The sequence below is a fragment of the Actinorhabdospora filicis genome, assembly GCF_030269765.1.
GTDB lineage: Bacteria > Actinomycetota > Actinomycetes > Mycobacteriales > Micromonosporaceae > Actinorhabdospora > Actinorhabdospora filicis.
Genome location: NZ_BSTX01000001.1, coordinates 388023 through 411367 on the forward strand (window position 1 = coordinate 388023; position 23345 = coordinate 411367).

The 23345-nt window shown below is 73.3% G+C and carries 20 protein-coding genes; 7 read left to right on the forward strand and 13 right to left on the reverse strand.

Annotated elements, in window-relative coordinates:
• Positions 1-5 precede the first annotated feature (5 nt).
• Positions 6-248, reverse strand: a complete 243-nt coding sequence (locus QSK10_RS01790; protein ID WP_285660792.1) for a hypothetical protein — start codon at positions 246-248, stop codon at positions 6-8.
• 162 nt (positions 249-410) lie between these two features.
• Between QSK10_RS01790 and QSK10_RS01795 the strand changes: the two genes are divergently transcribed.
• The 3 genes from QSK10_RS01795 (at position 411) to QSK10_RS01805 (ending at position 3305) form a co-directional block, all read left to right on the forward strand.
• A complete protein-coding gene (locus QSK10_RS01795; protein ID WP_285660793.1) occupies positions 411-1643 on the forward strand; it encodes a sensor histidine kinase in 1233 nt (410 codons plus the stop codon).
• Positions 1631-2284, forward strand: a complete 654-nt coding sequence (locus QSK10_RS01800; RefSeq protein ID WP_285660794.1) for a response regulator transcription factor — start codon at positions 1631-1633, stop codon at positions 2282-2284. The genes QSK10_RS01795 and QSK10_RS01800 overlap by 13 nt, the downstream gene beginning before the upstream one ends.
• 262 nt (positions 2285-2546) lie before the next feature.
• Positions 2547-3305, forward strand: a complete 759-nt coding sequence (locus tag QSK10_RS01805; protein WP_285660795.1) for a hypothetical protein — start codon at positions 2547-2549, stop codon at positions 3303-3305.
• Positions 3306-3360: 55 nt separating this feature from the next.
• On the opposite strand, the gene QSK10_RS01810 is transcribed toward QSK10_RS01805, so the two are convergent.
• From QSK10_RS01810 to QSK10_RS01830, 5 genes are all read right to left on the reverse strand, one after another.
• Entirely contained in the window at positions 3361-3957 is a 597-nt protein-coding gene (locus QSK10_RS01810) for a hypothetical protein (protein ID WP_285660796.1), read from the reverse strand.
• Positions 3958-4113: 156 nt separating this feature from the next.
• Positions 4114-4830, reverse strand: a complete 717-nt coding sequence (locus QSK10_RS01815; RefSeq protein ID WP_285660797.1) for an alpha/beta fold hydrolase — start codon at positions 4828-4830, stop codon at positions 4114-4116.
• A complete protein-coding gene (locus QSK10_RS01820) occupies positions 4815-5444 on the reverse strand; it encodes a DUF998 domain-containing protein (RefSeq protein WP_285660798.1) in 630 nt (209 codons plus the stop codon). The genes QSK10_RS01815 and QSK10_RS01820 overlap by 16 nt, the downstream gene beginning before the upstream one ends.
• Positions 5441-8746 (reverse strand): bifunctional lysylphosphatidylglycerol synthetase/lysine--tRNA ligase LysX, encoded by a 3306-nt coding sequence (gene lysX, locus QSK10_RS01825; protein ID WP_285660799.1) that lies wholly within the window; start codon positions 8744-8746, stop codon positions 5441-5443. Before lysX ends, QSK10_RS01820 begins: the two co-directional genes overlap by 4 nt.
• 184 nt (positions 8747-8930) lie before the next feature.
• Positions 8931-10070, reverse strand: a complete 1140-nt coding sequence (locus QSK10_RS01830) for a citrate synthase/methylcitrate synthase (RefSeq protein WP_285660800.1) — start codon at positions 10068-10070, stop codon at positions 8931-8933.
• 328 nt (positions 10071-10398) lie between these two features.
• Here QSK10_RS01830 and QSK10_RS01835 point away from each other — a divergent pair, with 328 nt between their 5' ends.
• The gene (locus QSK10_RS01835) at positions 10399-11457 is read left to right on the forward strand and encodes a CapA family protein (RefSeq protein ID WP_285660801.1); all 1059 of its coding nucleotides are present in this window, start codon (positions 10399-10401) and stop codon (positions 11455-11457) included.
• Positions 11458-11482: 25 nt separating this feature from the next.
• On the opposite strand, the gene QSK10_RS01840 is transcribed toward QSK10_RS01835, so the two are convergent.
• Positions 11483-12052 carry an NADPH-dependent FMN reductase gene (locus QSK10_RS01840; RefSeq protein WP_285660802.1) on the reverse strand — a complete coding sequence of 190 codons (570 nt, stop codon included), beginning with the start codon at positions 12050-12052 and terminating at the stop codon, positions 11483-11485.
• A gap of 173 nt (positions 12053-12225) precedes the next feature.
• Here QSK10_RS01840 and QSK10_RS01845 point away from each other — a divergent pair, with 173 nt between their 5' ends.
• Positions 12226-13176, forward strand: coding sequence for an amidohydrolase family protein (locus tag QSK10_RS01845; RefSeq protein ID WP_285660803.1), 951 nt, complete (start codon positions 12226-12228; stop codon positions 13174-13176).
• Between the two features lie 225 nt (positions 13177-13401).
• Here the strand turns inward: QSK10_RS01845 and QSK10_RS01850 are convergent, their stop codons facing one another.
• The 4 genes from QSK10_RS01850 to QSK10_RS01865 all read right to left on the reverse strand — a co-directional run bounded on the left by QSK10_RS01850 (position 13402) and on the right by QSK10_RS01865 (position 16567).
• Positions 13402-13836: a nuclear transport factor 2 family protein gene (locus QSK10_RS01850; protein ID WP_285660804.1), complete on the reverse strand. Its 435-nt coding sequence runs from the start codon at positions 13834-13836 to the stop codon at positions 13402-13404.
• A 63-nt stretch (positions 13837-13899) separates the two neighbouring features.
• The gene (locus tag QSK10_RS01855; protein ID WP_285660805.1) at positions 13900-14760 is read right to left on the reverse strand and encodes an alpha/beta fold hydrolase; all 861 of its coding nucleotides are present in this window, start codon (positions 14758-14760) and stop codon (positions 13900-13902) included.
• 10 nt (positions 14761-14770) lie between these two features.
• The gene (locus QSK10_RS01860) at positions 14771-15394 is read right to left on the reverse strand and encodes an HD domain-containing protein (RefSeq protein WP_285660806.1); all 624 of its coding nucleotides are present in this window, start codon (positions 15392-15394) and stop codon (positions 14771-14773) included.
• Between the two features lie 12 nt (positions 15395-15406).
• Positions 15407-16567, reverse strand: coding sequence for an MFS transporter (locus QSK10_RS01865; RefSeq protein ID WP_285660807.1), 1161 nt, complete (start codon positions 16565-16567; stop codon positions 15407-15409).
• Between the two features lie 187 nt (positions 16568-16754).
• On the opposite strand from QSK10_RS01865, the gene QSK10_RS01870 reads away from it, so the two are divergent.
• A complete protein-coding gene (locus QSK10_RS01870; protein ID WP_285660808.1) occupies positions 16755-19580 on the forward strand; it encodes an AfsR/SARP family transcriptional regulator in 2826 nt (941 codons plus the stop codon).
• A 134-nt stretch (positions 19581-19714) separates the two neighbouring features.
• Positions 19715-21274, forward strand: coding sequence for a D-alanyl-D-alanine carboxypeptidase/D-alanyl-D-alanine endopeptidase (gene dacB, locus QSK10_RS01875; RefSeq protein WP_285660809.1), 1560 nt, complete (start codon positions 19715-19717; stop codon positions 21272-21274).
• Here dacB and QSK10_RS01880 read toward each other — a convergent pair.
• Both QSK10_RS01880 and QSK10_RS01885 read right to left on the reverse strand, forming a co-directional pair.
• Positions 21271-22620 carry a sensor histidine kinase gene (locus tag QSK10_RS01880; protein ID WP_285660810.1) on the reverse strand — a complete coding sequence of 450 codons (1350 nt, stop codon included), beginning with the start codon at positions 22618-22620 and terminating at the stop codon, positions 21271-21273. The genes dacB and QSK10_RS01880 overlap by 4 nt on opposite strands.
• Positions 22617-23306: a response regulator transcription factor gene (locus QSK10_RS01885; RefSeq protein ID WP_285660811.1), complete on the reverse strand. Its 690-nt coding sequence runs from the start codon at positions 23304-23306 to the stop codon at positions 22617-22619. Before QSK10_RS01885 ends, QSK10_RS01880 begins: the two co-directional genes overlap by 4 nt.
• Positions 23307-23345 lie beyond the last annotated feature (39 nt).

Genomic DNA, 23345 nt, shown 5'->3' on the forward strand with positions numbered 1-23345 from the left:
CGCGGTCACTTGCGCTTCCGGGTGGACACGTAGGAGATGACCAGGCCGACCACGGCCAGGACGCTGATGGACCCGGCGAGGATGCCCAGGACGGTGGTCCCGCCGAAGTTCATGATCGTGTTGGCTCCGGCGCCGCCGATCGCCACCGGCCACAGCAGCAGGCGCAGGGCCGTGTGCCCGCCGGAGGCGCGGCGGGGCGAGGCGGTGGCCGGGGTGGCGGAGTCGCTCAAGCGGTAGGGGTCCGACATCGGGGTTCCTTCCGGTTCTGGGTGTGCCCAACTGACGTCCCTCACGCTATGGACGCGCGGGGAAACGGACAATCCAGGCAGCTACCGAACCGGGGTAGCGCAGGCTGTACTTCTCGTCGCGTCCCCTTGGCCGCGCCCCCGCGGGCACGTACCGTCATCGGCGTGAAACCCCTGCTCCGGCGCACCCTCACGGCCCTGGCGACGCTCGGCCGCGGCACCGGCACCGCGTTCCTGGCCTACCTCGGCCTCGCCGGGACGCTGCTGCTGGCGGGTCTCTGCCTGATCTCCGTCGGGCTGCCGCTGCTGCCCTACGGCCTGCGCCTCCAGCGCGGCCTGGCCAACCTGGAGCGGCGCCGCCTGCGCCGCCTCGGCTACGAGGTCCCCGAGCCCTACGCGCCCCTCCCCCACGGCTGGGGGCCGTCCATGCGGACCGCGTTCACCGACCCGGCGACCCGCCGCGACCTGGCGTGGCTGGCCGCGCACGGCATCGGCGGGCTCGCCCTCGGCCTCATCGTCTTCTCCCTGGTCAGCAACTCCATCCGCGACATCACCATGCCCCTGTGGTGGTACCTCATCCCACCCGACGCCGGGCTCACGACGATGTGGGACGCCCCCGTCGACTCCTGGGACATCGCCGCCGTCACCGCCCTCACCGGGCCCGTGTGGCTGCTGCTGGTCTTCGCGCTCGCCCCCGCCATCGCCCGGGGCCAGACCTACGCCGGGCGCCGCCTCCTCGGGCCCGTGGACGGCATGGACCTCACCGCGCGCGTCGCGCAGCTGACCCGCACCCGCGCCGCCGTCCTCGACGCCCACACCGCCGAGCTGCGCCGCATCGAGCGCGCCCTCCACGACGGCGCCCAGAACCGCCTCGTCGGCGTCGCCGTCCTCACCGGCGCGGCCCGCCGCGCCCTCACCCGCGACCCCGCGACCGCCGACGCGATCCTGGAACGCGCCCAGACCGGCGCCGAGGAGGCCCTCGCCGAGCTGCGCGCCGTCGTCCGCAGCATCCTCCCGCCGGTCCTGGAGCAGCGCGGGCTGCACGGCGCCCTGTCCGCGCTCGCCGCGGGCTGCGCCGTCCCCTGCACCTTCGAGGCCGACATCCCCGGGCGCCTGCCGACCTCGGTGGAGGCCACCGCCTACTTCGCCGTCGCCGAGGCCCTCACCAACGTGTCCAAACACAGCCGCGCGACCACCGCGTCCGTCGAGGTCACCCGCACCGGCGACCGGCTCACCGTCACCGTCCGCGACGACGGGAAGGGCGGCGCCGACGGTGACGGCGGCAGCGGCCTCAACGGCCTGAAAGGGCGAGTGGAAGCACACGACGGGACCTTGCTCGTCGACAGTCCACGCGGAGGGCCCACAATGGTCCGCGTGGAGCTGCCGTGCGGATCGTGATCGCCGAGGACGACGCCCTCCTCCGCGAGGGACTGACCCTGCTGCTGAGCGCGGAGGGCTTCGACGTCGCCGGCGCCGCCGGTGACCCCGAAACCTTCCTCGCCCTCGTGGACGAAAAGAAACCCGACCTCGCCGTCGTCGACGTCCGCATGCCCCCCACCCACACCGACGAGGGCATCCGCGCCGCCGTCGCCGCCCGCCGCGCCCACCCCGGCCTCGCCGTCCTCGTCCTGTCGGCCTACGTGGAGCAGAGCTTCGCCACCGACCTCCTCGCCGACGGCGCCGACAAGATCGGCTACCTGCTCAAGGAACGCGTCGGCCGCGTCGAGGCCTTCCTCGCCGCCCTCCGCCGCGTCGCCGACGGCGGCACCGCCATCGACCCCGAGGTCATCGCGCAGCTCTTCGCCACCCGCCGCGCCGGCGACCCCCTCGAACGCCTCAGCGCCCGCGAACGCGAAGTGCTGACCCTCATGGCCGAAGGACTCGGGAACACCGCCATCGCCGAGAAGCTCTTCGTCACCCCCAACGCCGTGCACAAGCACATCCGCGCGATCTTCGCGAAACTGGAACTGCCCCCGGACGAACGCGTGGACCGCCGCGTGGCGGCGGTGCTGCGGCACCTGGAGGGGACGCGGAGGTAGGGGTGGGGCGGACACGGCGCGGGCTCGCGACGGCGGCGGGGCGGGGCGGCGCCGTGACGGCGCGGGGCGGTGACGGCGCGGCGGAGCCGCGGGACCCGGTCATGGCGCGCCGCGCATGCGACGGCGCGGCGCCGCCCAACCCACCCGCCGCGCCGCCGAGCTCGCCATCAAGCTCGCCGCGTCCAACCCACCCACCACCCCACCCCCACCATCGCCGCAAAACCCCGCGCGCCCTCACCCGCCACCACGTTCAATTGATCACGTGAAGTCCTGGTTCCACGCCACCATCGTCGCCCCCGGTCTCGTCCCGCTGTTCTGCTTCTTCGTCGCGTTCCTCGCCGGGTTCGGTTTCATCCGCCTGTCGGTGCGGCTCATCCGCGCGCAGGTCCGCTGGTGGCCGGGGAACGTCACGCCGGGTGGGCTGCACATCCACCATGTCGTGTTCGGCGTGGTCTTCATGCTCGTGGGGGGTGTGACGGGGCTGGCGGTGCCCGATGAGCTCACGGTGTGGCGGTGCGTGGCGGCTTCGCTGTTCGGGATCGGCGCGGCGCTGGTGCTGGACGAGTTCGCGCTGATCCTGCACCTGAAGGACGTGTACTGGACCGAGGAGGGCCGCACGTCGGTCGACGCGGTCTTCGTGGCGGCGGCGTTCACGGGGTTGCTGCTGCTGGGGTTCCGGCCGATCGGGGTCGCCGATTTCCTGGACTTCCAGGGGGAGCCGTACGCGCTGCCGATCGCGGTGGGGTTCACGCTGGTGAACCTGGCGTTCGCGGTGGTGACGCTGCTGAAGGGCAAGATCTGGTCGGGGCTGCTGGGGCTGCTGATCCCGTTGTTCCTGTACGTGGGCGCGGTGCGGCTGGCGCGGCCGGGTTCGCCGTGGGCGCGGTGGCGGTACGTGCCGGAGCGGCGGCGCGGGGAGCGGAAGATGGCCGACGCGATGTGGCGGGAAAAGCGGTTCCGGCGGCCGGTGATCCGGGCGAAGATCTGGTTCCAGGAGCTGATCGCCGGGCGGCACCACTGACGTGAAAAAGGGAGGGACGCCGTGGCGTCCCTCCCGTCCCCTTGCGCCCCTCGCCTTACACCTTCGGGTCGAAGATGACCGCCGGCGGCGGCTCCTTGCGGAAGAAGTCGTTGGCCGCGGGCAGGGCCAGCAGCACGATCACCGCGACGTAGATGACGAGGCTGACGATGCCGCTGATCGACTGCCAGACGGTGAAGATCGGCGGGACGGCGTCGGCGATGGCGTCGTTGACCTTGTCCATGTTGATGTCGTTCTGCGTGCCGCCGGACATCGCGTTCAGGCCGAAGCTGGCCGCGCCGCACAGCAGGAAGATCCCGGACAGGACCCAGGTGGCGATGCGCGAGCCGTTCTTGCCCTTGCGGTTGAGGAAGCCGAGCAGCGCGTAGACGAGGGCGACCACGAGGCCGATGATGGCCGAGACGGTGATGATGGTCCCGGAGAACTTCACGCCGTCGATGACGTTCTTGGCGGCGCCCTGGTCCTCGTAGGCCTTCACCATCGCGTCGGTGAGGTCACCGGCGTACATCGCGGTCAGCACGACCCCGACGAGGCTGAGCAGGACGGTGAACCACTGCAGGTAGGCGGCGATGTTCACGACGCCGGGCGTGGGCTTGCTGACGGGCTGGGCGAGCGGAGGGGTGAACTCACTCATGTCGGCTCCATTGATCGCGGACTTCTCTTTCGACAATGTGACGATAGGGCCGCGCGGGGCCGGGCACTTCCTTCTCCGGAAGGAAACGTGCGCCGAGACACGGTGTGGTCCGGTCATACCTGAGGTGGAGCGCCGCTCGTCCCGGTGAAGGACCGGTCACTCCTCCACGGCGGCGATCGCGGCGAGGACGGCGTCGGGCCGGTCGAGGTGCACGAGGTGCCCGGAGCGGCGGACACGCCACAGCTCACCGCGCGGGAACAGCCCGGCGAGGCGCACGTGCCCGACCGGCGGGACCGCGCCGGAGGTGGCCGACAGGACGACGGTGGGCACGTCGGGGGGCACGGTGGACGCGCGCAGCCCGGCGAGGTCGGAGGTGACCTCCGGGTAGGCGAACCATTCGGCGAGCGCGGCGCGGAAGGCGCGGGGGTCGCGGTAGCGCAGGCGCCCGGCGCGCAGGACGGCGCGGTCGGGCGCGCGGCGGCTCGCGGTGAGGGTGCCGAGGGTCCACACGGGCGGCCCGAGGCGCCAGGCGAGGGCGGGGGCGGCGAGCCAGGCGGCCCAGGGTGGGACGGGGCCGCGCACGCCGGGGCGGTGGGCGTCCTCGAAGGAGGGGTCGGACAGGACGAGCCCGGCGACGCGCCCGGGGTGCAGGCGCGCGTAGGCCTCGGCGTAGAGGGCGCCCATGGAGTGGCCGACGAGGACGGGCCGGTCGAGGCGGGCGACGGCTTCGGCGACGCGGGCGGTTTCGGCGCGCAGGTTCCAGGTGGTCCCGTCGAGGCGTTCCAGGAACGTGTATCGGCCGGGGTGGCGGGTGACGGGTCCCCAGGTGAAGGCGCCGTCGCCGAGGCCGGGGAGGATCAGGACGTCCGCCATCGCCACCCGAGCGCGGTCAGCCACACCGAGGTGAGCAGGAGCTGGAGGCGCTGGACGACGCCGACGTCGGTGTCGCCGAGGACGGCGATGAGGGTCGCGGCGGTGGCCAGGGCGAGCAGGACGGCGAGGCCCCACATGAGGGGCGCGCGGGAGGTGACGGCGAAGCCGAAGGCGGCGACCAGGATCGCGGCGGCGCTGAGCACGGAGGCCACCGAGTGGACCTGGTCGGGGACGGGGAGGGTCCCGGCCTGTTCGGCGGCGCGGCAGGTGGCGTCGATGGACGGGGCGCAGGTGAGGGTGAAGGGCCCGGCGTCGAGGAGGGTCGCGACGCCGAAGACGACTACCGACCACCACGCGGCCTTGACCACGATGTCGGACGCCCGTTTGGCGAACATCACCGCCGCGGCCCCGGCGAGGGTGCCGGTGAGGACGTCGCCGATGCGGAAGAACCACGCGCCGGGCTGGTCGTCGGCGGCGTACTCGCTGACGTAGGAGCGCAGGGGGTCCAGGGCGGGGTTGACGGCCTCGTCGAAGACCCAGGTCAGGTAGCAGACGGCGGCGGCGATGAGCGCGTACGCCCACCAGCGGCGGTCGAGGACGCGCGGGGAGGTCATGAGGCGTCCTCGCTCGCGCGGACCAGCGGGAACGGGAGCGTCTCGCGGATGGTGCGGCCGGTCAGGAACATCACCAGGCGGTCCACGCCGATGCCGAGGCCGCCGGTGGGCGGCATCGCGTACTCCAGGGCGGACAGGAAGTCCTCGTCGAGTTCCATGGCCTCGGGGTCGCCGCCGGCGGCGAGCAGTGACTGGGCGGTGAGCCTGCGGCGCTGCTCGACGGGGTCGATGAGCTCGGAGTAGGCGGTGCCGAGCTCGGTGCCGAAGGCCACCAGGTCCCAGCGTTCGGCCAGGCGCGGGTCGAGGCGGTGCTGGCGGGTCAGGGGCGAGACCTCGGTGGGGAAGTCGGTGTAGAAGGTCGGGGTGGTGGTGTCGTGCTCGACGAGCCGCTCGTACATCTCCAGCACCACCGCGCCGGGACCCCACTTCGGGTCGAGGGGCACCTTCGCGGCCTCGGCGAGCTCGCGGAGCCGCTCCAGGGACGTGCCCGGGTCGATCTCCTCGCCGAGGGCGGCCGAGATCGCGCCGTGCACGGTCAGCACGGGCCAGGGCTCGGCGAGGTCGATGGTGACGCCGTCGCGTTCGATGACGGTGGTGCCGAAGGCCGCGCGGGCCGCCTCGCGCACGAGGGTCTCGGTGAGTTCGCGCATCCCGTGGTAGTCGGTGTAGGCCTGGTAGGCCTCCAGCATCGTGAACTCGGGATTGTGCTTGAAGGACACGCCCTCGTTGCGGAAGGTGCGGCCCAGCTCGAAGACCCGCTCGACGCCGCCGACGCACAGGCGCTTGAGGTACAGCTCCGGCGCGATGCGCAGGTAGAGGCGCATGTCGTAGGCGTTGATGTGGGTGACGAAGGGGCGGGCGTTGGCGCCGCCGTGGACGCGCTGGAGGATCGGCGTCTCCACCTCCAGGAACGCCCGGTCGTGGAGGGTGGTCCGCAGCGAGTGCAGGACGGCGGCGCGGGCCCGCAGGACCTCGCGCGCCTCGGCGTCGACGATGAGGTCGAGGTGCCGCTGCCGGACCTTGGCCTCGGGGTCGGACAGTCCCTTGTGCTTGTCGGGCAGCGGGCGCAGGCACTTGGCGGTGAGCGTCCACTCCGTCACGTGCACCGAGAGTTCGCCGCGCCGGGTGGTGATGATCTCCCCGGCGACGCCGACGTGGTCGCCGATGTCGATGGCGGCGGCGAAACCGGCGTCGCCGGTGAGCATGAGCTGGAGGTCGCCGCTCCAGTCGCGGACGGTGGCGAAGGTGAGGCGGCCGTGGTGGCGCATCAGCATGACGCGCCCGGTGAGGCGGACCTGTTCGCCGGTGCGCATGTCGGGCGGGAGGCCGACGTAACTCGCGGCGACCGCCGCGCACGTGGCGGTGCGGTCGAAACCGACGGGGTAGGGGTCCACACCGGACGCCCGCAGCATGTCGAGGCGGTCGAGGCGGACGCGCATCTGCTCGGGCAGCGCGGCGCGCCCGGTCCCGGCGGACTCGCGCTGGACGCTCGCGGCGGCCAGCGCCTCGGCGAGGCCGGGCAGCGGCATGGGCGCGGCGGCGCGGCCGATGGACACGCGGCGGCTGGGCATGGTCACGAAGCCCTCGGCGATCGCGGCGGCCATGCCGACCTTCGGCAGGGTCCGGCGCTCGCCGTAGCAGAGGTAGCGGGGCAGCCATTGCGGCCGGTACTTCAGGTTCGAGCGGTACAGCGACTCCAGCTGCCACCAGCGGGAGAAGAAGAGCAGCAGCCCGCGCCAGGCCCGCAGGATCGGCCCGGCGCCGATGCGCGCGCCTTCCTCGAAGACCGCGCGGAACATGGCGAAGTTGAGCGAGATCCGTTCCACGCCGTGGTCGAAGGCCTCTTCGCACAGGGCGCTGACCATGAACTCCATGAGCCCGTTGTCGCCGTCGCGGTCGCGGCGCATCAGGTCCAGCGACAGTCCCCGGTCGCCCCACGGGACGAAGGACAGCAGCGCGCGGACGCGCCCGTCGGCGTCGACGGCCTCGACCAGCAGGCTGTCGCCGTCGTCGGGGTCGCCGAGGCGGGACAGGGCCATGCTGAAGCCGCGTTCGGTGGAGGTGTCGCGCCAGGCGTCGGCGCGGTCGATGGTCGCGCGCATCTCCACCGGAGTGAGATCGCGGTGGCGGCGGATGCGGGCGGTGTACCCGGCGCGGCGGACGCGCGCCACGGCCTGCCGCACCGGGCGCATGTCGGCGCCCTCCAGGCTGTAGTCGCGGGGGTGCAGGATCGCCTCGTCGCCGATCTCGCGGACCCGCAGCCCGGCCGCGGCGTAGGCGGTGGCGGCCTCCTCGCCGGCGCCGAGCACCGCCGGGGACCAGCCGTAGGCGCGGGTGTGCTCCAGCCACGCGTTGATCGCGCCGGGCCAGTCGGCGGGTTCGCCGATGGGATCACCGGCGGCCAGGCAGATCCCGGCGAGGGTCCGGTAGCCGATCGCGGCGTCCCCGCGCGGGGAGAAGATGAGGGACTTGTCGCGGCGGGTGGCGAAGTAGCCCAGGGAGTCGGGCGTGGTGTCCCTGGCCAGCAGGACCCGCAGCCGCACCTCTTCCTCGGGGCTGTGCACGGCGGCCTGCCGCTGCGAGCCGAAGAGGGTGAACAGGGACGCGAAGAGCGCGATGGCGCCGAACAGGCCGAGGAACAGGTTCACCCAGCCGGGCGCGTGCCCGAGGTTGCCGTGCCGGAACACGCCGCCGAGCATGCGTTCCAGGACGTACGGGAGCCGGTCGGCGCGGTCGACGTGGCCGGGGAACGCGTTCAGCAGCAGCCAGCCCAGCAGCGTGAACAGCGCGAACAGGCCCACGTAGGTGCCCACGGCCTTCCACAGGCTGGCCCGCTGGACGCGCGCGTTGAACTCGCGGCGGGCCACCAGCAGGATCACCACCGCCAGGAGCGTGATGACGAGGTTGAGGGTGATGGCGATGATCATGCGCTTGGGCGTCTCGATCGTCTCGCCGCCCTCGTCGGTGAACACCTCCGTGGGGAACATGGCCATCAGGCCGCCCAGGAGCATCCCGAGGCCGAGCTGCACGAAGAAGTAGAGGGTGAGGATCCACCACGCCAGGCGCTTGCGGCGGGCCACGGCCATCGCGATGATCGCCAGGAAGGCCGCGTAGGCGAGGTTGGCGGGCACCGGCACGAAGACCCACTCGATGGCGGTGCGCACCGGGCCGAGCTTCTGCCGGAACGCTCCCCCGACGGCGGCCAGCGCCGACAGGGCGGCCACGATCGTCAGCAGACCCGCGAATACCTTCGGGACCTTGTGGAGCCACCCCTCGGTCCGAGCCTTCTCCCCTGTGCTCATGGCGCCATTCTGCTAGGAGCCCCCCACCCTGTCCGACAGATGGGTGGTGCCGAAAGTGGCCGAACGCACCGCCCGGGGCGGCAACCCGGGCGTCCCAGGGGTTCACGGGCAAGAAGAAACCGGCCCCCGGAGTGTTCCGGGTGGCCGGTTCAGTGCCCGTGACGGGCGCGGATCCGCAGACGCCCTACTCGGCGATCGGCGGGACCGGGACGGGCGGGACCTCGCCGACGTACTTGGCGCGAGGACGGATGATCTTGCTGTCGCGGGCCTGCTCCAGCACGTTCGCCGCCCAGCCGATCACGCGCGACGCGGCGAAGGTGGGGGTGAACATGTCGCGCGGGACGCCGCAGTCCTCCATGACCACACCGGCGAAGAACTCCACATTGGTGTAGAGGTTGCGGCCCGGCTTCAGCTCGGCCAGGATCTCCACGACCCGCTTCTCGACCTGCTTGGCGAACTCCACGCGGTGGCCGCCGAGGGACGTGGCGACGTCGCGCAGCATCAGCGAGCGCGGGTCGTCGGTCTTGTAGACGGCGTGGCCGAAGCCCATCAGCCGCTCGCCGCCCTCGATCTTGCCGCGGACCCAGGAGTCGATGTTCTCCGGCGTGCCGATGGCGTCCAGGGCGTCCAGGGCGCGGCTGGGGGCGCCGCCGTGCAGCGGGCCGGACAGCGCGCCGATCGCGCCGACCAGCGCGGCGCCCATGTCGGCGCCGGTGGAGGCGATGACGCGGGCGGTGAAGGTGGAGGCGTTGAAGCCGTGGTCGATGGTGGACATGAGGTAGGCCTCGATCGCCCGGGCGTGCTCGGGCTTGGGCTCCTCACCGGTGAGCATGTAGAGGTAGTTGGCCGCGTAGGCGAGGTCGTCGCGGGGCGCGATCGGCTCCAGGCCCTGGCGCAGGCGGTGCAGCGAGGTGAGGATCGTCGGGACGATCGCCGAGGCGTACACCGCGTCGGCCAGACGCGTCTCCTCGTCGATGTCCAGGACGGGCTTCATGCCCCGCAGCGCGGCGGCGAAGGACAGCGCGGTGCGCAGGCCCTCCATCGGCACCGAGACGGTCAGGGACGGCAGCAGGTCCGCCACGGCCTTCGGCAGGTGCCGCAGGGGCGTCACCTCGGCGATGAAGGCCTCGCGCTGCGCCACCGTCGGCAGCTCGCCCTTCAGCATGAGGTGCCATACGTCCTCGAAGTCGCGCTTCTGGATCAGCTCGATGGCCGAGTACTGGCGGTAGTGGTAGAAGCCCTCTTCACCACGCACATCGCCGACCTCGGTCTCGGTGACGATGACACCGGCCAGACCCCGCGGCACCTCGATGAAATCAGTCATGTCGACCTCCCTGTCAGTCATGACGACACTGTGTGCCGGGGATGGCCCGGCGGACACACACTCCTGCGGTAACAGACCCATTGTCAACCTTGTGTGCCGCAACGGCCGTCCCCGCCCCCGTAATGTGGGCCACGCTGCGTTTAAGCCCGCCGGTAAACGCTTCCAGCGGGGCGTGTGTTTACGCACCTCGCCGCCTTGATCGCGGCCGCGCGGGCTGGCACCGAGTGACACTGAGCGAGGAACGTCACCTGCGTCACACTTGCGCAACCTCGCCCTCGGTGACCGTGTCGGCGCGCGCCCGCGACGGCGTTCGTGCGAGGCTGTCGGCGTGCGCACCCGCCTCACCGCAGCCCTGACCGCCGCCGTCCTCCTGTTCGCCACGGCCGCGTGCGGCTCCTCCGGCGACGACGGCACGGCGGCCTCGCCGCCGTCCCCGCCGGCGGCGTCATCGAGCGCTCCCCGGGACTCCGCGACGATCGCGATCGCCGGTGACGTCCACTTCGAGGGACGCGTCGCCGACCTCCTGGCGAACCCGGCGACGGCCTTCGGCCCGGTCGCGGAGGTGTTCAGGTCCGCCGACTACGCCATGGTCAACTTCGAGACCTCGGTGACCGAGCGGACCACCGCGCAGCCCAAGCAGTACAAGTTCAAGACGTCCCCGGCGGCCTTCCAGGCCGTCAAGGACGCCGGGATCGACCTGGTCAGCCTGGCCAACAACCACGTGCTGGACTTCGGGCGCGGCGGGCTGGAGGACACCCTCGCCGCCGCCGACGCCGCCGGGGTCCCGCACATCGGCGCGGGCGCGAACACCGCCGCCGCGCTGGCCCCCGTCATCGCCGACCTGAACGGCACCCGCGTCGCCTTCATCGGCGTGTCCCAGATCTGGGAGCTGTGGGACACCTGGATGGCCGGGGACGACCGGCCCGGCATCGCCCACACCGCGCACGAGGACCTCGTCACCGAGGCCGTCCGCGACGCCAAGAAGCAGGCCGACGTGGTGATCCTGATGATGCACTGGGGCACCGAAGGGCAGGAGTGCCCCAACGGCGAGCAGAAGGACTGGGCGAAGCGCCTGTCGGAGGCCGGGGCCGACGCGATCATCGGCACCCACGCCCACCTCATGCAGGGCGAGGGCCGGCTGAACGACTCCTACGTCTTCTACGGCCTGGGCAACTTCCTGTGGTGGTGGGACGACGCCTTCAGCAACGACACCGGCGTGCTGGAGCTGACCGTCTCGGGCGGGCACCTGACCGGCACGCGCTTCGTCCCGGCGCACATCTCCTCGACGGGGCAGCCGATCCCGTCCTCGGGCGCCGAGGCCGAGCGGATCTCGGGCAAGCTCGACGGCCTGCGCAAGTGCACCGGTCTCAAGGACGCCCCGGCCTGAGCGGCCGGGGCGTGCCCGCGTCCGGTCAGGCGGCGACCGCCGCCGCGATCTTGCCGGTGAGCGCGCCCAGCAGCTCGCGCACGAGCCCGATGGTGGCCTCGTCGGCGAGGTTCCCCTTCTCGTCGAAGCGCTCGTAGGAGCGGAACACGATCACCTCGGGCTTGACCACCACGTCGGTGTGGGTCCACACGAAGACCTGCCGCAGCGCCAGCTGCGCGCGGACCGTCCCGAAGTTGGTGGGGGCGGCGCCCATGATCGCGGTGGGCTTGCGGTCGAGCGGGCCGCCCGTCCTGGCCCAGTCGGTGCTGGCCCAGTCGATGGCGTTCTTGAGGACGCCCGGGACCGAGTAGTTGAACTCGGGCGTGGCGATCAGCAGCCCGTCGGCCTCGGCGACGCGGCGGCGCAGGTCGGCGGCGGGCTCGGGGCGCAGCTCCTCGGTGTCCAGGTCGAAGTCGTAGGGCGGGATCTCCCGCAGGCGGTCGTAGATCTCGATCTCCACGCCCTCCGGGGCGTGCTCCTGGGCCGCGCGCAGCAGAGCGGTGTTGTGGGAGTCGGCGCGAAGGCTGCCGCTGACGCCGAGGATCTTGATGGTCATGTCGTGGCTCCTGGGTGGTGGTCCAACCGGTACGGGAGTCAGCGTGCGGGCCCGGGTTGATGCATCGCCTACTCGTTCGCCACGCGCGCCACCGATGGCGGACGGATGGCGCGCGCATCAGCGTCCCGGCGCATCGTCGGCGGCATCGACCACCGACTCATCTGGGAGCGACCATGCGCATCGACGTGCACGCACACCTTTGGACCGACGCCTACCTGGACCTGCTCGACTCCTACGGCCGCGCCGACACCGCCACCCAGCGCGGCACCGGAGCCGGGTACACCGAGGCCGAACTGGAGGCGCGCTTCGCGCTGAACGACTCGGCCGGCATCGGCCACCAGGTCCTGTCGGTCTCGCCGCAGAACCCGCACTTCGCCCGCCGCGACCACGCCATCGGCGCCGCGCGCATGGCCAACGACGTCTACGCCGAGGCCGTCGCCGCCCACCCGGGCCGCTTCTCGGCCTTCGCGGCCCTCCCGCTGCCGCACGTCGACGCCGCCCTCGCCGAGCTGGAGCGCGCGCTGGACACCCTGGGGATGCTCGGCGTCGCGGTGACCACCGACGTCCTCGGGCACACCCTCGCCGACCCGCTGCTCGCGCCGGTGCTGGCCGAGCTCAACCGGCGCGGCAGCGTCCTGTACGTCCACCCCTCCGGCCACGGCGCCGGGACGCCGCTGATCGAGCGGCACCGGATGCGCTGGATGGTCGGCGCGCCCATGGAGGACACCATCGCCGCGATGCACATGATCCTGGCCGACATCCCGTCCCGCTACCCGCGCCTGAAGATCATCAACTCGCACCTCGGCGGGGCGCTGCCGATGCTGCTGCAGCGCGCCGACAACCAGTACCGCTGGGAGTCGCCCGAGACCCGCGAGCTGCCCAGCGAGACCGCCCGCCGCATGTGGTACGACACCGTCAGCCACGGGCACGTGCCCGCCCTGCGCGCGGCGGCGGAGACCTTCGGCGCCGACCGGCTCGTCCTCGGCACCGACTTCCCCTACCAGAACGGCGATCTGCTGCGGCGCGCCGTCACGTCGATCGGCGACGCGCTGGACCCCGCCGGGGCGAGCGCGGTCCTGGACGCCAACGCGGCGGCGGTGCTGGGTCTCGGCCGCGCGGCGTGAGGACCGGCCCGGCCGCCGGGCACACGGCGCATCCGCCCCACCCCACCGGGGGCGGATGCGCCGCGCGTCGCGTCCGGCACGCCCTGATCCGCCGCGCCGGGCGCGCGTCCCGGTGCGGTCGTCCCCGCCGGGCCGTCCGCGGGACGGCGTGGTGAGCGGGATCCGCCCGATACGGCAAAGGGCCGGAGGCATTCGCCTCCGGCCCGCTTTTCGTACTCGCCCCGCTCAGTCCTCGCCGGGGACGCGGGCACCGAAGATGCTCCGCTGGCCCTCCTCGATCGCGACGTCGTTGATGCTGGCCTCGCGGCGGGCCATGAGCCCGTCGGCGGCGAACTCCCACAGCTCGTTGCCGTGGCTGCGCCACCACTGGCCGCCGGCGTCGCGCCACTCGTACTGGAAGCGGACGGCGATGCGGTCGCCGGTGAAGGACCACAGCTGCTTGCGCAGGGCGTAGTCGTTCTCCTTGGCCCACTTGCGGGTGAGGAACTCGCGGATGGCCTCGCGGCCGGTGAGGAACTCGCCGCGGTTGCGCCAGACGGAGTCGGGCGTGTAGGCGAGGGACACGCGCTCGGGATCGCGGGTGTTCCAGGCGTCCTCGGCGGCCTGGACCTTGGCGGCGGCCGTTTCGGCGGTGAACGGGGGCAGCGGCGGGCGGGTCATGACGGCTCCTTGTTCCTTGGGGACGGTGGAGGCCGGGCCCGTGCGGGCCCGGCCGGTGCGTGCTTAGAGGACGCGCCCGAGGAAGGCGCGGATCAGCGCGGCGATCTCCTCGCCGTGCGTCTCCAGGGCGAAGTGCCCGGCGTCCAGCAGGTGGATCTCGGCGTCGGGCAGGTCCCGGGCGTAGGCGCGGGCCCCGGCCTCGCCGAAGATCTCGTCGTTGCGGCCCCACGCCACCAGCGTCGGCGGCTGGTGGGTGCGGAAGTACTCCTGGAAGGCGGGGTAGCCGTCGAGGTTGTTCTTGTAGTCGTGGAACAGCTCCAGCTGGACCTCCTTGTTGCCGGGCCGGTCGAGGTAGGCCTGGTCGAGGGTCCAGGTGTCGGGGCTGAGGCGGTCGAGGCGGTCGGCGGGCACACCGTGGGTGTACTGCCACTCGGTGGCCTGGGCGGTGAGCAGCTCGCGGACGGCCGGCTCGTGGGTGACGCGGTCCACGGCGTGCGCGAACAGCGGCTCCCAGAAGGGCGTGAACCCGTCCATGTAGGCGTTGCCGCTCTGGCTGATCAGCGCGGTGACCCGCTCGGGGTTGCGGCTGGCGATGCGCAGCCCGATCGGGGCGCCGTAGTCCTGGATGTACAGGGCGAAGCGGTCCAGGCCGAGCTTGTCCAGCAGCTCCAGGGTGATCTCGGTGAGCTTGTCGAAGGTGTAGCCGAAGTCGGCGACCGCCGGGGCCGCCGACCGCCCGAAGCCGATGTGGTCGGGGGCGATCAGGTGGTAGTCGCCGGCCAGGTCCCGCAGCAGGTTGCGGAACATCGCCGAGCTGGACGGGAAGCCGTGCAGCAGCACCAGGGTGGGCTTGGCCGGGTCCCCGGCCTCGCGGTAGAAGACCGGCAGGCCCTGGATCTCGATCGTGTGGTGGGTGACGCTCATGGTGTAGCTCCTATTCGGACCACGGTGAGGCCTGGATGACCTCGACGAAGTCGCCGCGGCGGAAGCCGGGGACGAAATGGGCCAGGACGTCGGCCTTGACGTTCCCGAAGGTCGTCTCGGGCCGGTCCCTGATGCCGTCGGTGAACGCGGCGAGGATCCGCCGCTTGAAGTCGGGGCGCGGGTGCTCGGCGACGACCGCCGCCCGCTGCTCGCCGGTGATCGCGTCGTAGCCGAGGCCGAGGACGTCCAGCTCGACGCCGCGCGTCACCAGCGCCACCTCCGGCGCCATGCGCAGCGGGATCTCCGGGGTGGTGTGCAGCGCGATCGCGGTCCACACCAGCGCGGCGGCGTCGGCGGGGACGCCGTGCGACAGCAGGAATCCGCGCGCCTCGTCGGCGCCGTCGAGCTCGAAGCGGCCCGCGCCGCGGCGGCCCTCGACCAGGCCGAGGTCGTGGAACATCGCGCCCACGTACAGCAGCTCCGGGTCGTAGGCGAGCCCGTCGCGCTCGCCGCGCAGGGCGCCGAAGAAGTACACGCGCCGGGAGTGGTGGTAGATCAGCGGCGGCGCGACGTCGCGGACCAGTTCGGTGGCCTCCCGGGCGAGCCGGGAGTCGGGGACGGCGGGCAGGGTCATCGGGTGTCTCCTTCAGACGGTGGCCAGCGCCGCGGCGCGGCGCCGGATGAGCAGTGCGGCCGCGCCGAGGCTGAGGACGGCGCCGAGCGCCCAGTAGGCGCGGTGGCCGCCGGTCAGGGCGTGGATCCCGACGGCGACGCCGAGCCCGGCGGCGGCGGCGAGCTGGTGGATGACCCAGGCGGGGGCGAGGGTGCGTCCCATGCGGGCGCGGTCGAGGCCACGCGACAGGATCGCCATGGTCAGCGGGATCGCGGGGAAGGAGGCGACGCCGAAGAGGGCGGCGACGATGATGAGGCTCGCGCTGGAGGTGTCGGCGGTGGCGAGGACGAGGACGGCGGCGCGCAGGAGGTAGAGGACGCGCAGGAGCGCCTCGGGGGTGCTGAAGCGCAGGAGGCGGGGCAGCAGCGCGGAGGTGATCCCGGCGGTGAGGGCGGCGACGGCGACGAGGCGCCCGGCGCCGACGGCGGTCCAGCCCGCTTCGGTGGCGTGCTTGGGCAGCAGCAGGACGACGACGTACATCACGGCGGCGTGGAGCCCGAAGGACACCAGGGTGGGTCCCCGGCCGCGCAGGCTCTCGCGTCCGGCGGAGGTGCCGGGGGCGCGGTCGCCGGGGAGCGTGAGGGCGAGCAGCGCGGTGACGAGGATCCCGGCGCCGCCGAGGACGAGGTAGGCGCCGCGGACTCCGATGGGCGCGAACAGGGAGGTCGCGGCCCACGGCCCGATGAGCTGCCCGAGGTTGATGCCGATGGAGGCGCGGGCCAGGGCGGGCGCGACCTTCTCGCCGTGTGCGCGGCCGAGGAGGGTGGTGACGGTGAGGCTGGAGGCGGAGGCGAAGCCGAGCCCGACCAGGACGGTGAAGACGGTGATGAACTGCCAGGTGTTCACCACCAGGGCCAGTCCGGCGTAGCCGAGGGAGATGGACGCCAGGCCGCCGACGAGGACCCATTTGGCGCCCGCCTTGTCCAGGAGGCGGCCGATGACGGTCTGCGCGGCGCCGGTGAGCGCGGTGGCCAGGGCGGCGGCGATGGCGAGGGCCGAGACGTCGAGGTGGTATTCGGCGGCGGCGGGGGTGAAGAAGACCCCGGAGGTGAAGTTGAGCCCGAAGGACACGGTCATCGCGGCGAGGGCCGCCCGGGTGATCCAGGGGGACGGGGTGGGTGCCAAGGAGGTCATGGTGCGGTCCGTTCGGTTCGTGTGACGCCGCTCGCTTTTCCAGCCGGGATCCCGGGACATGTCCCGGTTCCCGTGGTTTCGGCGGGACTTCGGTGATCGAAGAGTGCGGGCGGTCCCTGATACGTTCGCCATCCGTCGGCCATCCGGGCGCCTGTGCCGTCCGGAGTGCACATGGAGGGTGGCGGTCATGGGAGTTCGGCTGACGCTGCTGGGCCCGGTCGGGGTGAGCGCGGAGGGACGTCCGGTGGGCGCGGCGCCGCGACAGCGGGCGATGCTGGCCTACCTGCTGCTGCACGCGGGGACACCGGTGAGCGCCGAGCGGCTGACGGGCGCGATGTGGGGCGGTTCGCCGCCTGGAACCGCGCGTTCCCAGCTGCACACCTCGATGGCGGCGATCCGGCGGACCCTGCGCGAGGCGGGCGCGCCGGACCTGGTGGCGACGCGCCCGGCGGGTTACGTGGCGCTGCCGGCGCCGGGACAGCTGGACCTGGCCGAGTTCACCGAGCGGGTCACCGCCGCGCGGTCCCTGCCCGACGCCGAGGCCGCCGCCGGGCTGCGCGGCGCGCTCGGGCTGTGGCGGGGCGAGCCGCTCGGCGGGATCACCGCGTCCTATGTGGACGAGGCGCGGGCCCGGCTGGAGGAGCGGCGGCTGGCCGTCCTGGAGCGGGTCGCGGAACTGGAGCTGACGCTGGGGCGGCACGCCGAGCTCGCCGACGAGCTGGCCGGGCTGGCGGCGGCGCATCCGCTGCGGGAGCGGTTCACGCTGCACCTGATGCTGGCGCTGCACCGCTGCGGGCGCACCGCCGAGGCGCTGGCCGCCGCGCGCGTCCACCGGGCGGCGCTGGCCGAGGGGCAGGGCCTGGACCCCGGCCGCGCCTTCACCGAACTGGAGTCGCGGATCCTGCGCGACGACCCGGGTCTGAGCGCCCCGGCGGCGGCGCCGGAGCCGCCGTCCAGGGTCTCGCACCTGCCCTACGACACCCCCGACTTCACCGGGCGCGCCGAGGAGCTGGCGCGGCTGACCGCCGAGCGCCCGGCCGGGCTCGTGGCGATCTCGGCGATCGACGGGATGGCGGGCATCGGCAAGACCGCGCTGGCCATCCACGCCGCGCACAAACTGGCGCCCCGCTACCCCGACGGCCAGCTGTTCATGGACCTGCGGGCGCACACCGCCGGTCAGGAACCGGCCTCGCCGGGCGAGGCGCTGGGCGTGCTGCTGGGGCAGCTGGGCGTACCGGCCGAGCGGATCCCGGCCTCGGCCGACGAGCGGGGCGCGCTGTGGCGCGCCGAACTGTCCGGGAAGCGCGTGCTGGTGGTGCTGGACAACGCCTCCGGCACCGCCCACGTCCGCCCGCTGCTGCCGGGCGTCTCACCGAGCCTGATCCTGATCACCAGCCGGCGCCGCCTGGTCGACCTGGACGGGGCCCGCGCGATGTCGGTGGACGCGCTGCCCGCCGAGGACGCGCTGCCGCTGTTCGCCGGCGTCGCCGGGGAACGCGCCGGGGCCGAGCCGGAGGCGGTGCTGGACGTGCTGCGGCTGTGCGGGTTCCTGCCGCTGGCGATCCGGATCGCCGCCGCCCGGCTGGCCCACCGCCCGCAGTGGACGGTGGAGTACCTGGCGGGGCGGCTGCGCGACGAACGCCGCCGCCTGGGCGAGCTGTCCACCGCCGACCGGGGCGTGGCCGCCGCGTTCACCCTCTCCTACCGGCAGCTCGACTCCCGGCAGCGGCGCATGTTCCGCCTGGCGGGCCTGCACCCCGGCCGCGACATCGACGCCGGGGCCGCCGCCGCGCTCGCGGGCGTCCCCCTCGCCCACGCCGAGACGCTGCTGGAGGACCTGCTGGACGCGCACATGCTCGCCCAGCGCGAACCCGGCCGCTACACCTTCCACGACCTCCTGCGCGAGCACTCCCGCGCCACCGTCGCCGAGGAGGAGACCGCCGACGCCCGGACCGAGGCGCTGACCCGCCTCATCGACCACTACCAGCACGGCGCCGAGCGGGCCATGGCTGAGCTGTTCCCCTCCCCCGGCACGCCCGGCGGCCGGGAGCGCCCGGCGAAGGCCTGGCTGGACGCCGAGCGCGCCAACCTCCTCGCGGTGGCCGCCGCGGCGGGCCCGGGACGGCCCGGCCGCGCCGCCCGCTTCGCCCAGACCCTGCACCGCTACCTCGACGGGCACTGTCACCACGCCGACGCGCTCACCCTGCACGGCACGGCCCTGCACGTCTCACGCGCCACCGGCGACCGCGCCGGGGAGGCGCACGCCCTGGTCGGCCTGGGCATCATCCGCTGGCGGCGCGGCGAGCACGCCAAGGCCACCGCCGACCTGCGCGCGGCCCTGCCGCTGGCCCGCGAGATCGGCGACCGGGTCGCCGAGTTCCGCGCGGTGAACGTCCTGGGCCTGACACTGTGGACCGCCGACGCGCTCGAAGAGGCCGAGGAGTGCTTCCGCGCGGCCCTCGCGGTCGCCCGCGAGACCGGCGACCGCGCCGGGGAGGGCAGCGTGCTGAACAACCTCGGCGTGCTCAGCGACCGCCTCGGCCACCACCAGGCCGCGCTGGAGGCGTTCCAGGCCGCCGGGGCCTTGCACGCCGCCTTCGACGACATCAGCTCCATGGCCAACGCCATGACCAACGCCGCGTGGGCGCGCCAGCGCATGGGCGACTTCGCCACCGCCCGCGGCGAACACCGGCGCGCGGTGGAACTGTTCCGGGAGGCCTGCTTCCCCCTCGGTGAGATCCAGGCCCTGAACATGCTCGGCAACGCCGAACGCGAACTCGGCGAACCCGAGGCCGCCAGGAACCACCACGAGGAGGCCCTCGAACTGGCCCTCACCCTCGGCAACCAGCCCTCGCAGGCCATGAGCCACGCGGCACTCGCCCAGGCGCTGCTCGCCCTCGGCGAGCGCGACCGGGCACGCGAGCAGGCGGGCCTGGCGCTGGAGCTGTACACGCTCCTGGACCTCCCGGCGGGCGCCACCGAGGTCCGCGAGCTGCTCGCCGGGCTCGGCTGAGGCCGCGATCTTCAGACCTCCCGCGAGCGGCGTCCCTTGTGTACCGTCTCCTGCGATCGATCTTCCCGTGGGGACCCCACGCGTTCGGCGAACGGGCGGATCGGGACCGTGAGACCCCGAGCAACGGAGATTTCATGCGCAGAAAGTCCATCGGGCTGCTCCTGCTGCCCCTCCTGGCGGCCGCGACCGCCGTGACCCTGACGTCCTCGGCCCAGGCCACCGGCGAGGACCCCAAGCTCGCCCAGATCCTGGACGGCATCCTCCAGGACGCGCGCCTGTCGGGCGCGCAGGCCTCGGTGACCGTCCGCGACGGCGACACCGGCCAGACCCTGTACGACCGCGACGCGTCCCACCGCGGCAACCCCGGATCGAACCTGAAGATCCTCACCTCGGCGGCCGCGATGAGCATCCTCGGCCCCGAGTACACGTTCGGTACGCAGCTGCGCGCCACCGTCGCGCCGAGCGGGGGCGTCCTGAACGGCGACCTGTACCTGCGCGGCACCGGCGATCCGACGATGACCGCCACCGACTACGACACGATGGCGCGCGACCTCGCCGCCACCGGCGTCACGAAGGTCACCGGCTCGCTCGTCGGCGACGACACCTGGTTCGACTCCACGCGCCTGGGCCTGGAATGGGCCTGGGACGACGAGGGCACCTCGTGGACGGCGGAGACCTCGGCCCTGAGCGTCAACGGCGACACCGCGTACAACACCAACACGACCTACATCAGCGTCACCGGCGGCACGGCCAACGGGGACCCGGTGAAGGTCACCGTGAACCCGCCCTCCAGCTACATCACCGTGGTCAGCACCGCCAAGACCGGCGCGTCGATGAACCTGGGCATCAGCCGCGACCACGGCTCCAACGTCGTGCGCGTCAACGGGACCGTGCCCGCCGGGCAGACCGGCGGCAACCTCCTGTCGGTGTGGCAGCCCACCGGCTACGCCACCGACGTGCTGCGCCAGGCGCTGGTCCGCAACGGCATCACCGTCACCGGCGCCACCAAGCTCGGCGTGAAGACCCCGCAGGGCTCCACCACCCTCGTCGGGCGCAAGTCGATGCCGCTCAAGCAGCTGCTCAAGCCCTTCCTGAAGTGGTCGCGGAACATGCACGCCGAGGTCCTCGTGAAGGCCATCGGCCAGGAGGTCGCCGGTGTCGGCTCCTGGGGCGCCGGGCTGGAGGCCGTCGCGGAGTACGGGGTGAGCAAGGGCGTCGATGACGGCGCCTTCGCCCTGGGCGACGGCTCGGGCCTGTCCCGCCGCGACTTCATCTCGGCCGCCGACATCGCCGACGTGCTCACCAACATCCGCTCGGAGACCTGGTACGCGACCTGGCTGGACGCGCTGCCGGTGGCGGGCAACCCCGATTACGCCATCGGCGGGACCCTGCAGAACCGGATGAAGAACACCGCGGCGACGAACAACCTGCGCGGCAAGACCGGGTCGATGACCGGCGTCTCGGCCCTGTCCGGGTACGTCACCACCGCCGACGGACGGCACCTGATCTTCGCCGTCCAGCTCAATGACCTGATCTCGGAGAACGTGAAGCCGATCGAGGACCGCATCGGCGTGGCCCTGGCGTCCTACACGACCGCGCCGAGCAAGGCCCGCTTCACCGCGCCCGACCCCGAACCGGCGCCGGTCGTGCCGGGCGGCGTCGAGTGCTCGTGGGTGGTCCCCGCCCGCTGCTAGGCCGGTTCCGCGCCGGGGAGGGCGAGCTCCATGACGGTGCCCTTCCCCGGCGCGGACCGCGCGGTCGCGGTGCCGCCGTGCGCCTCGGCGACCTGCCGGACGATGGCCAGGCCCAGCCCGGAGCCGGGCAGGGCGCGCGAGGCGTCGGCGCGGTAGAAGCGGTCGAAGACGTGCGGCAGGTCGGCCGCGGCGATGCCGGGCCCGTCATCGGCGACGCGGACGACGCCGTCGCGCAGGGACACCGCCACGGTCCCGCCGGAGGCGGCACCCCCCGAAACAGCGCCTCCTGAAAACTTGGCCGCGTTGTCGAGGAGGTTGCCGACCGCGCGCGCGAGGCGGTCGGGTGAGCCGTCCAGGACGGTGGGCGCCAGGTCGGTGGTGAACTCCACCCCCGGCCAGTTCCGCCGGGCCGACTCCACGCAGTGCCGCACGAGCGCGTCGAGCCGGACCTCCTCGGTGTGGCGGCCGGGCTCGTCGCCGCGCGCGAGTTCGATGAGGTCGTTGACCAGGCCGGTGAGCTCCACGCCCTGCGCGCGCAGCCCGGCGAGGACCTTCTCCGCGCGCTCCGGCGGCAGGCCCCGGGCGAGCAGGTCGACGCCCGCGCGCAGGCTGGTGAGGGGCGTGCGCAGTTCGTGCGAGGCGTCGGCGACGAGCTGCCGCTGCGCGTCGACGGCGCCGTCGAGCGCGTCGAGCATGGTGTTGATGCTGGCGGCGAGGCGGGCGACCTCGTCGCGTCCGGTGACCGTGACGCGGCGGCGGGTGTCGCGGCTGGCGGCGATGTCCTGGGCGGCGCGGCTGAGCCCGGTGACCGGACGCAGGCTGGTGCGCGCGACGAGCCAGCCGAGGGCGGCGGCCAGGACGACGGCGGCCAGCCCGGTGACCGCGAGGGCCGCGCCGACGCGGGTGAGGCCCCGGTCGACGGAGTCGGCGCGCACCGAGATCTGCACGGCGGTGTCGCCTTCGATCCACTCCACGTAGCTGCGGACCGGGTAGCCGCCCACCTCGTCATCGGCGAAGAACGGGCCGCGCGCGCCGGAGGCGACGTCGCGGACGCGCGGGTCGACCGGCGGCTGCGTCCCGTCCGGCTCGGGGGTGACCGTCCCGTCGGCGGTGACGAACTGGACGCAGCCGGGCGAGGACAGCCACAGGCACTCTCCCGCGTGCACCCACGTCCCGGCGCGCACCTGCCGCTGCACGTTCTTGGCGGCGCGCACGAGGCTCAGGTCGACCTCGGCGGTCAGTTCGTGGCTGGTGACGATGTAGGCGGCCAGCAGCGCCAGGACGGCGGCGATGGCGGCGGCGAGCGCGGCCGTCACGGCGACGCGGGCGCGGATGGAGAGGGTCATGCCGACAGCCGGTAGCCGACGCCCCGGACGGTGTGGACGAGCCGGGTCCCGCCGCCGGCCTCCAGTTTGCGGCGCACGTAGCCGACGTAGACGTCGAGGGGGTTGGAGGCGGGCCCGAAGTCGTAGCCCCAGACGCGTTCGAGGAGGGTCTCGCGCGCGACGGTGCGTCCCCCGTTGCGGACGAGGTGCTCCAGCAGCGCGAACTCGGTGCGGGTCAGCTCCAGTTCGGCGCCGTCGCGCCAGGCGCGGCGGTCGGCGGCGTCCAGGGACACCCCGGCGTAGGACACCAGGTGCGCGTCCTCCGGGGTCGCGCGGCGCAGCAGCGCGCGCACCCGGGCGAGCAGTTCGTCGAGGTCGAAGGGTTTCACGAGGTAGTCGTCGGCCCCGGCGTCGAGCCCGGCGACGCGGTCGCCGACGGCGTCGCGGGCGGTGAGGATGAGGATGGGGGTCCGGTCGCCGCGCAGGCGCAGGCGGCGGCACACCTCCAGGCCGTCCATGTGCGGCATGAGCAGGTCGAGGACGAGCGCGTCCGGCGGCCACGCGGCGACGGCGGCCAGCGCGCGGGCGCCGTCGGGTTCGGCGCGCACGGTGTGCCCGGCGACCTCGAAGGCGGTGGTGAGGACCTCGCGCACGGCGGGGTCGTCGTCGGCGACCAGCACGCGCGCGGGTCGGCCGTGTGTATCCACCTGGCGAACGTACCCGGGCGAAGTGGCCGGTGACGGGTT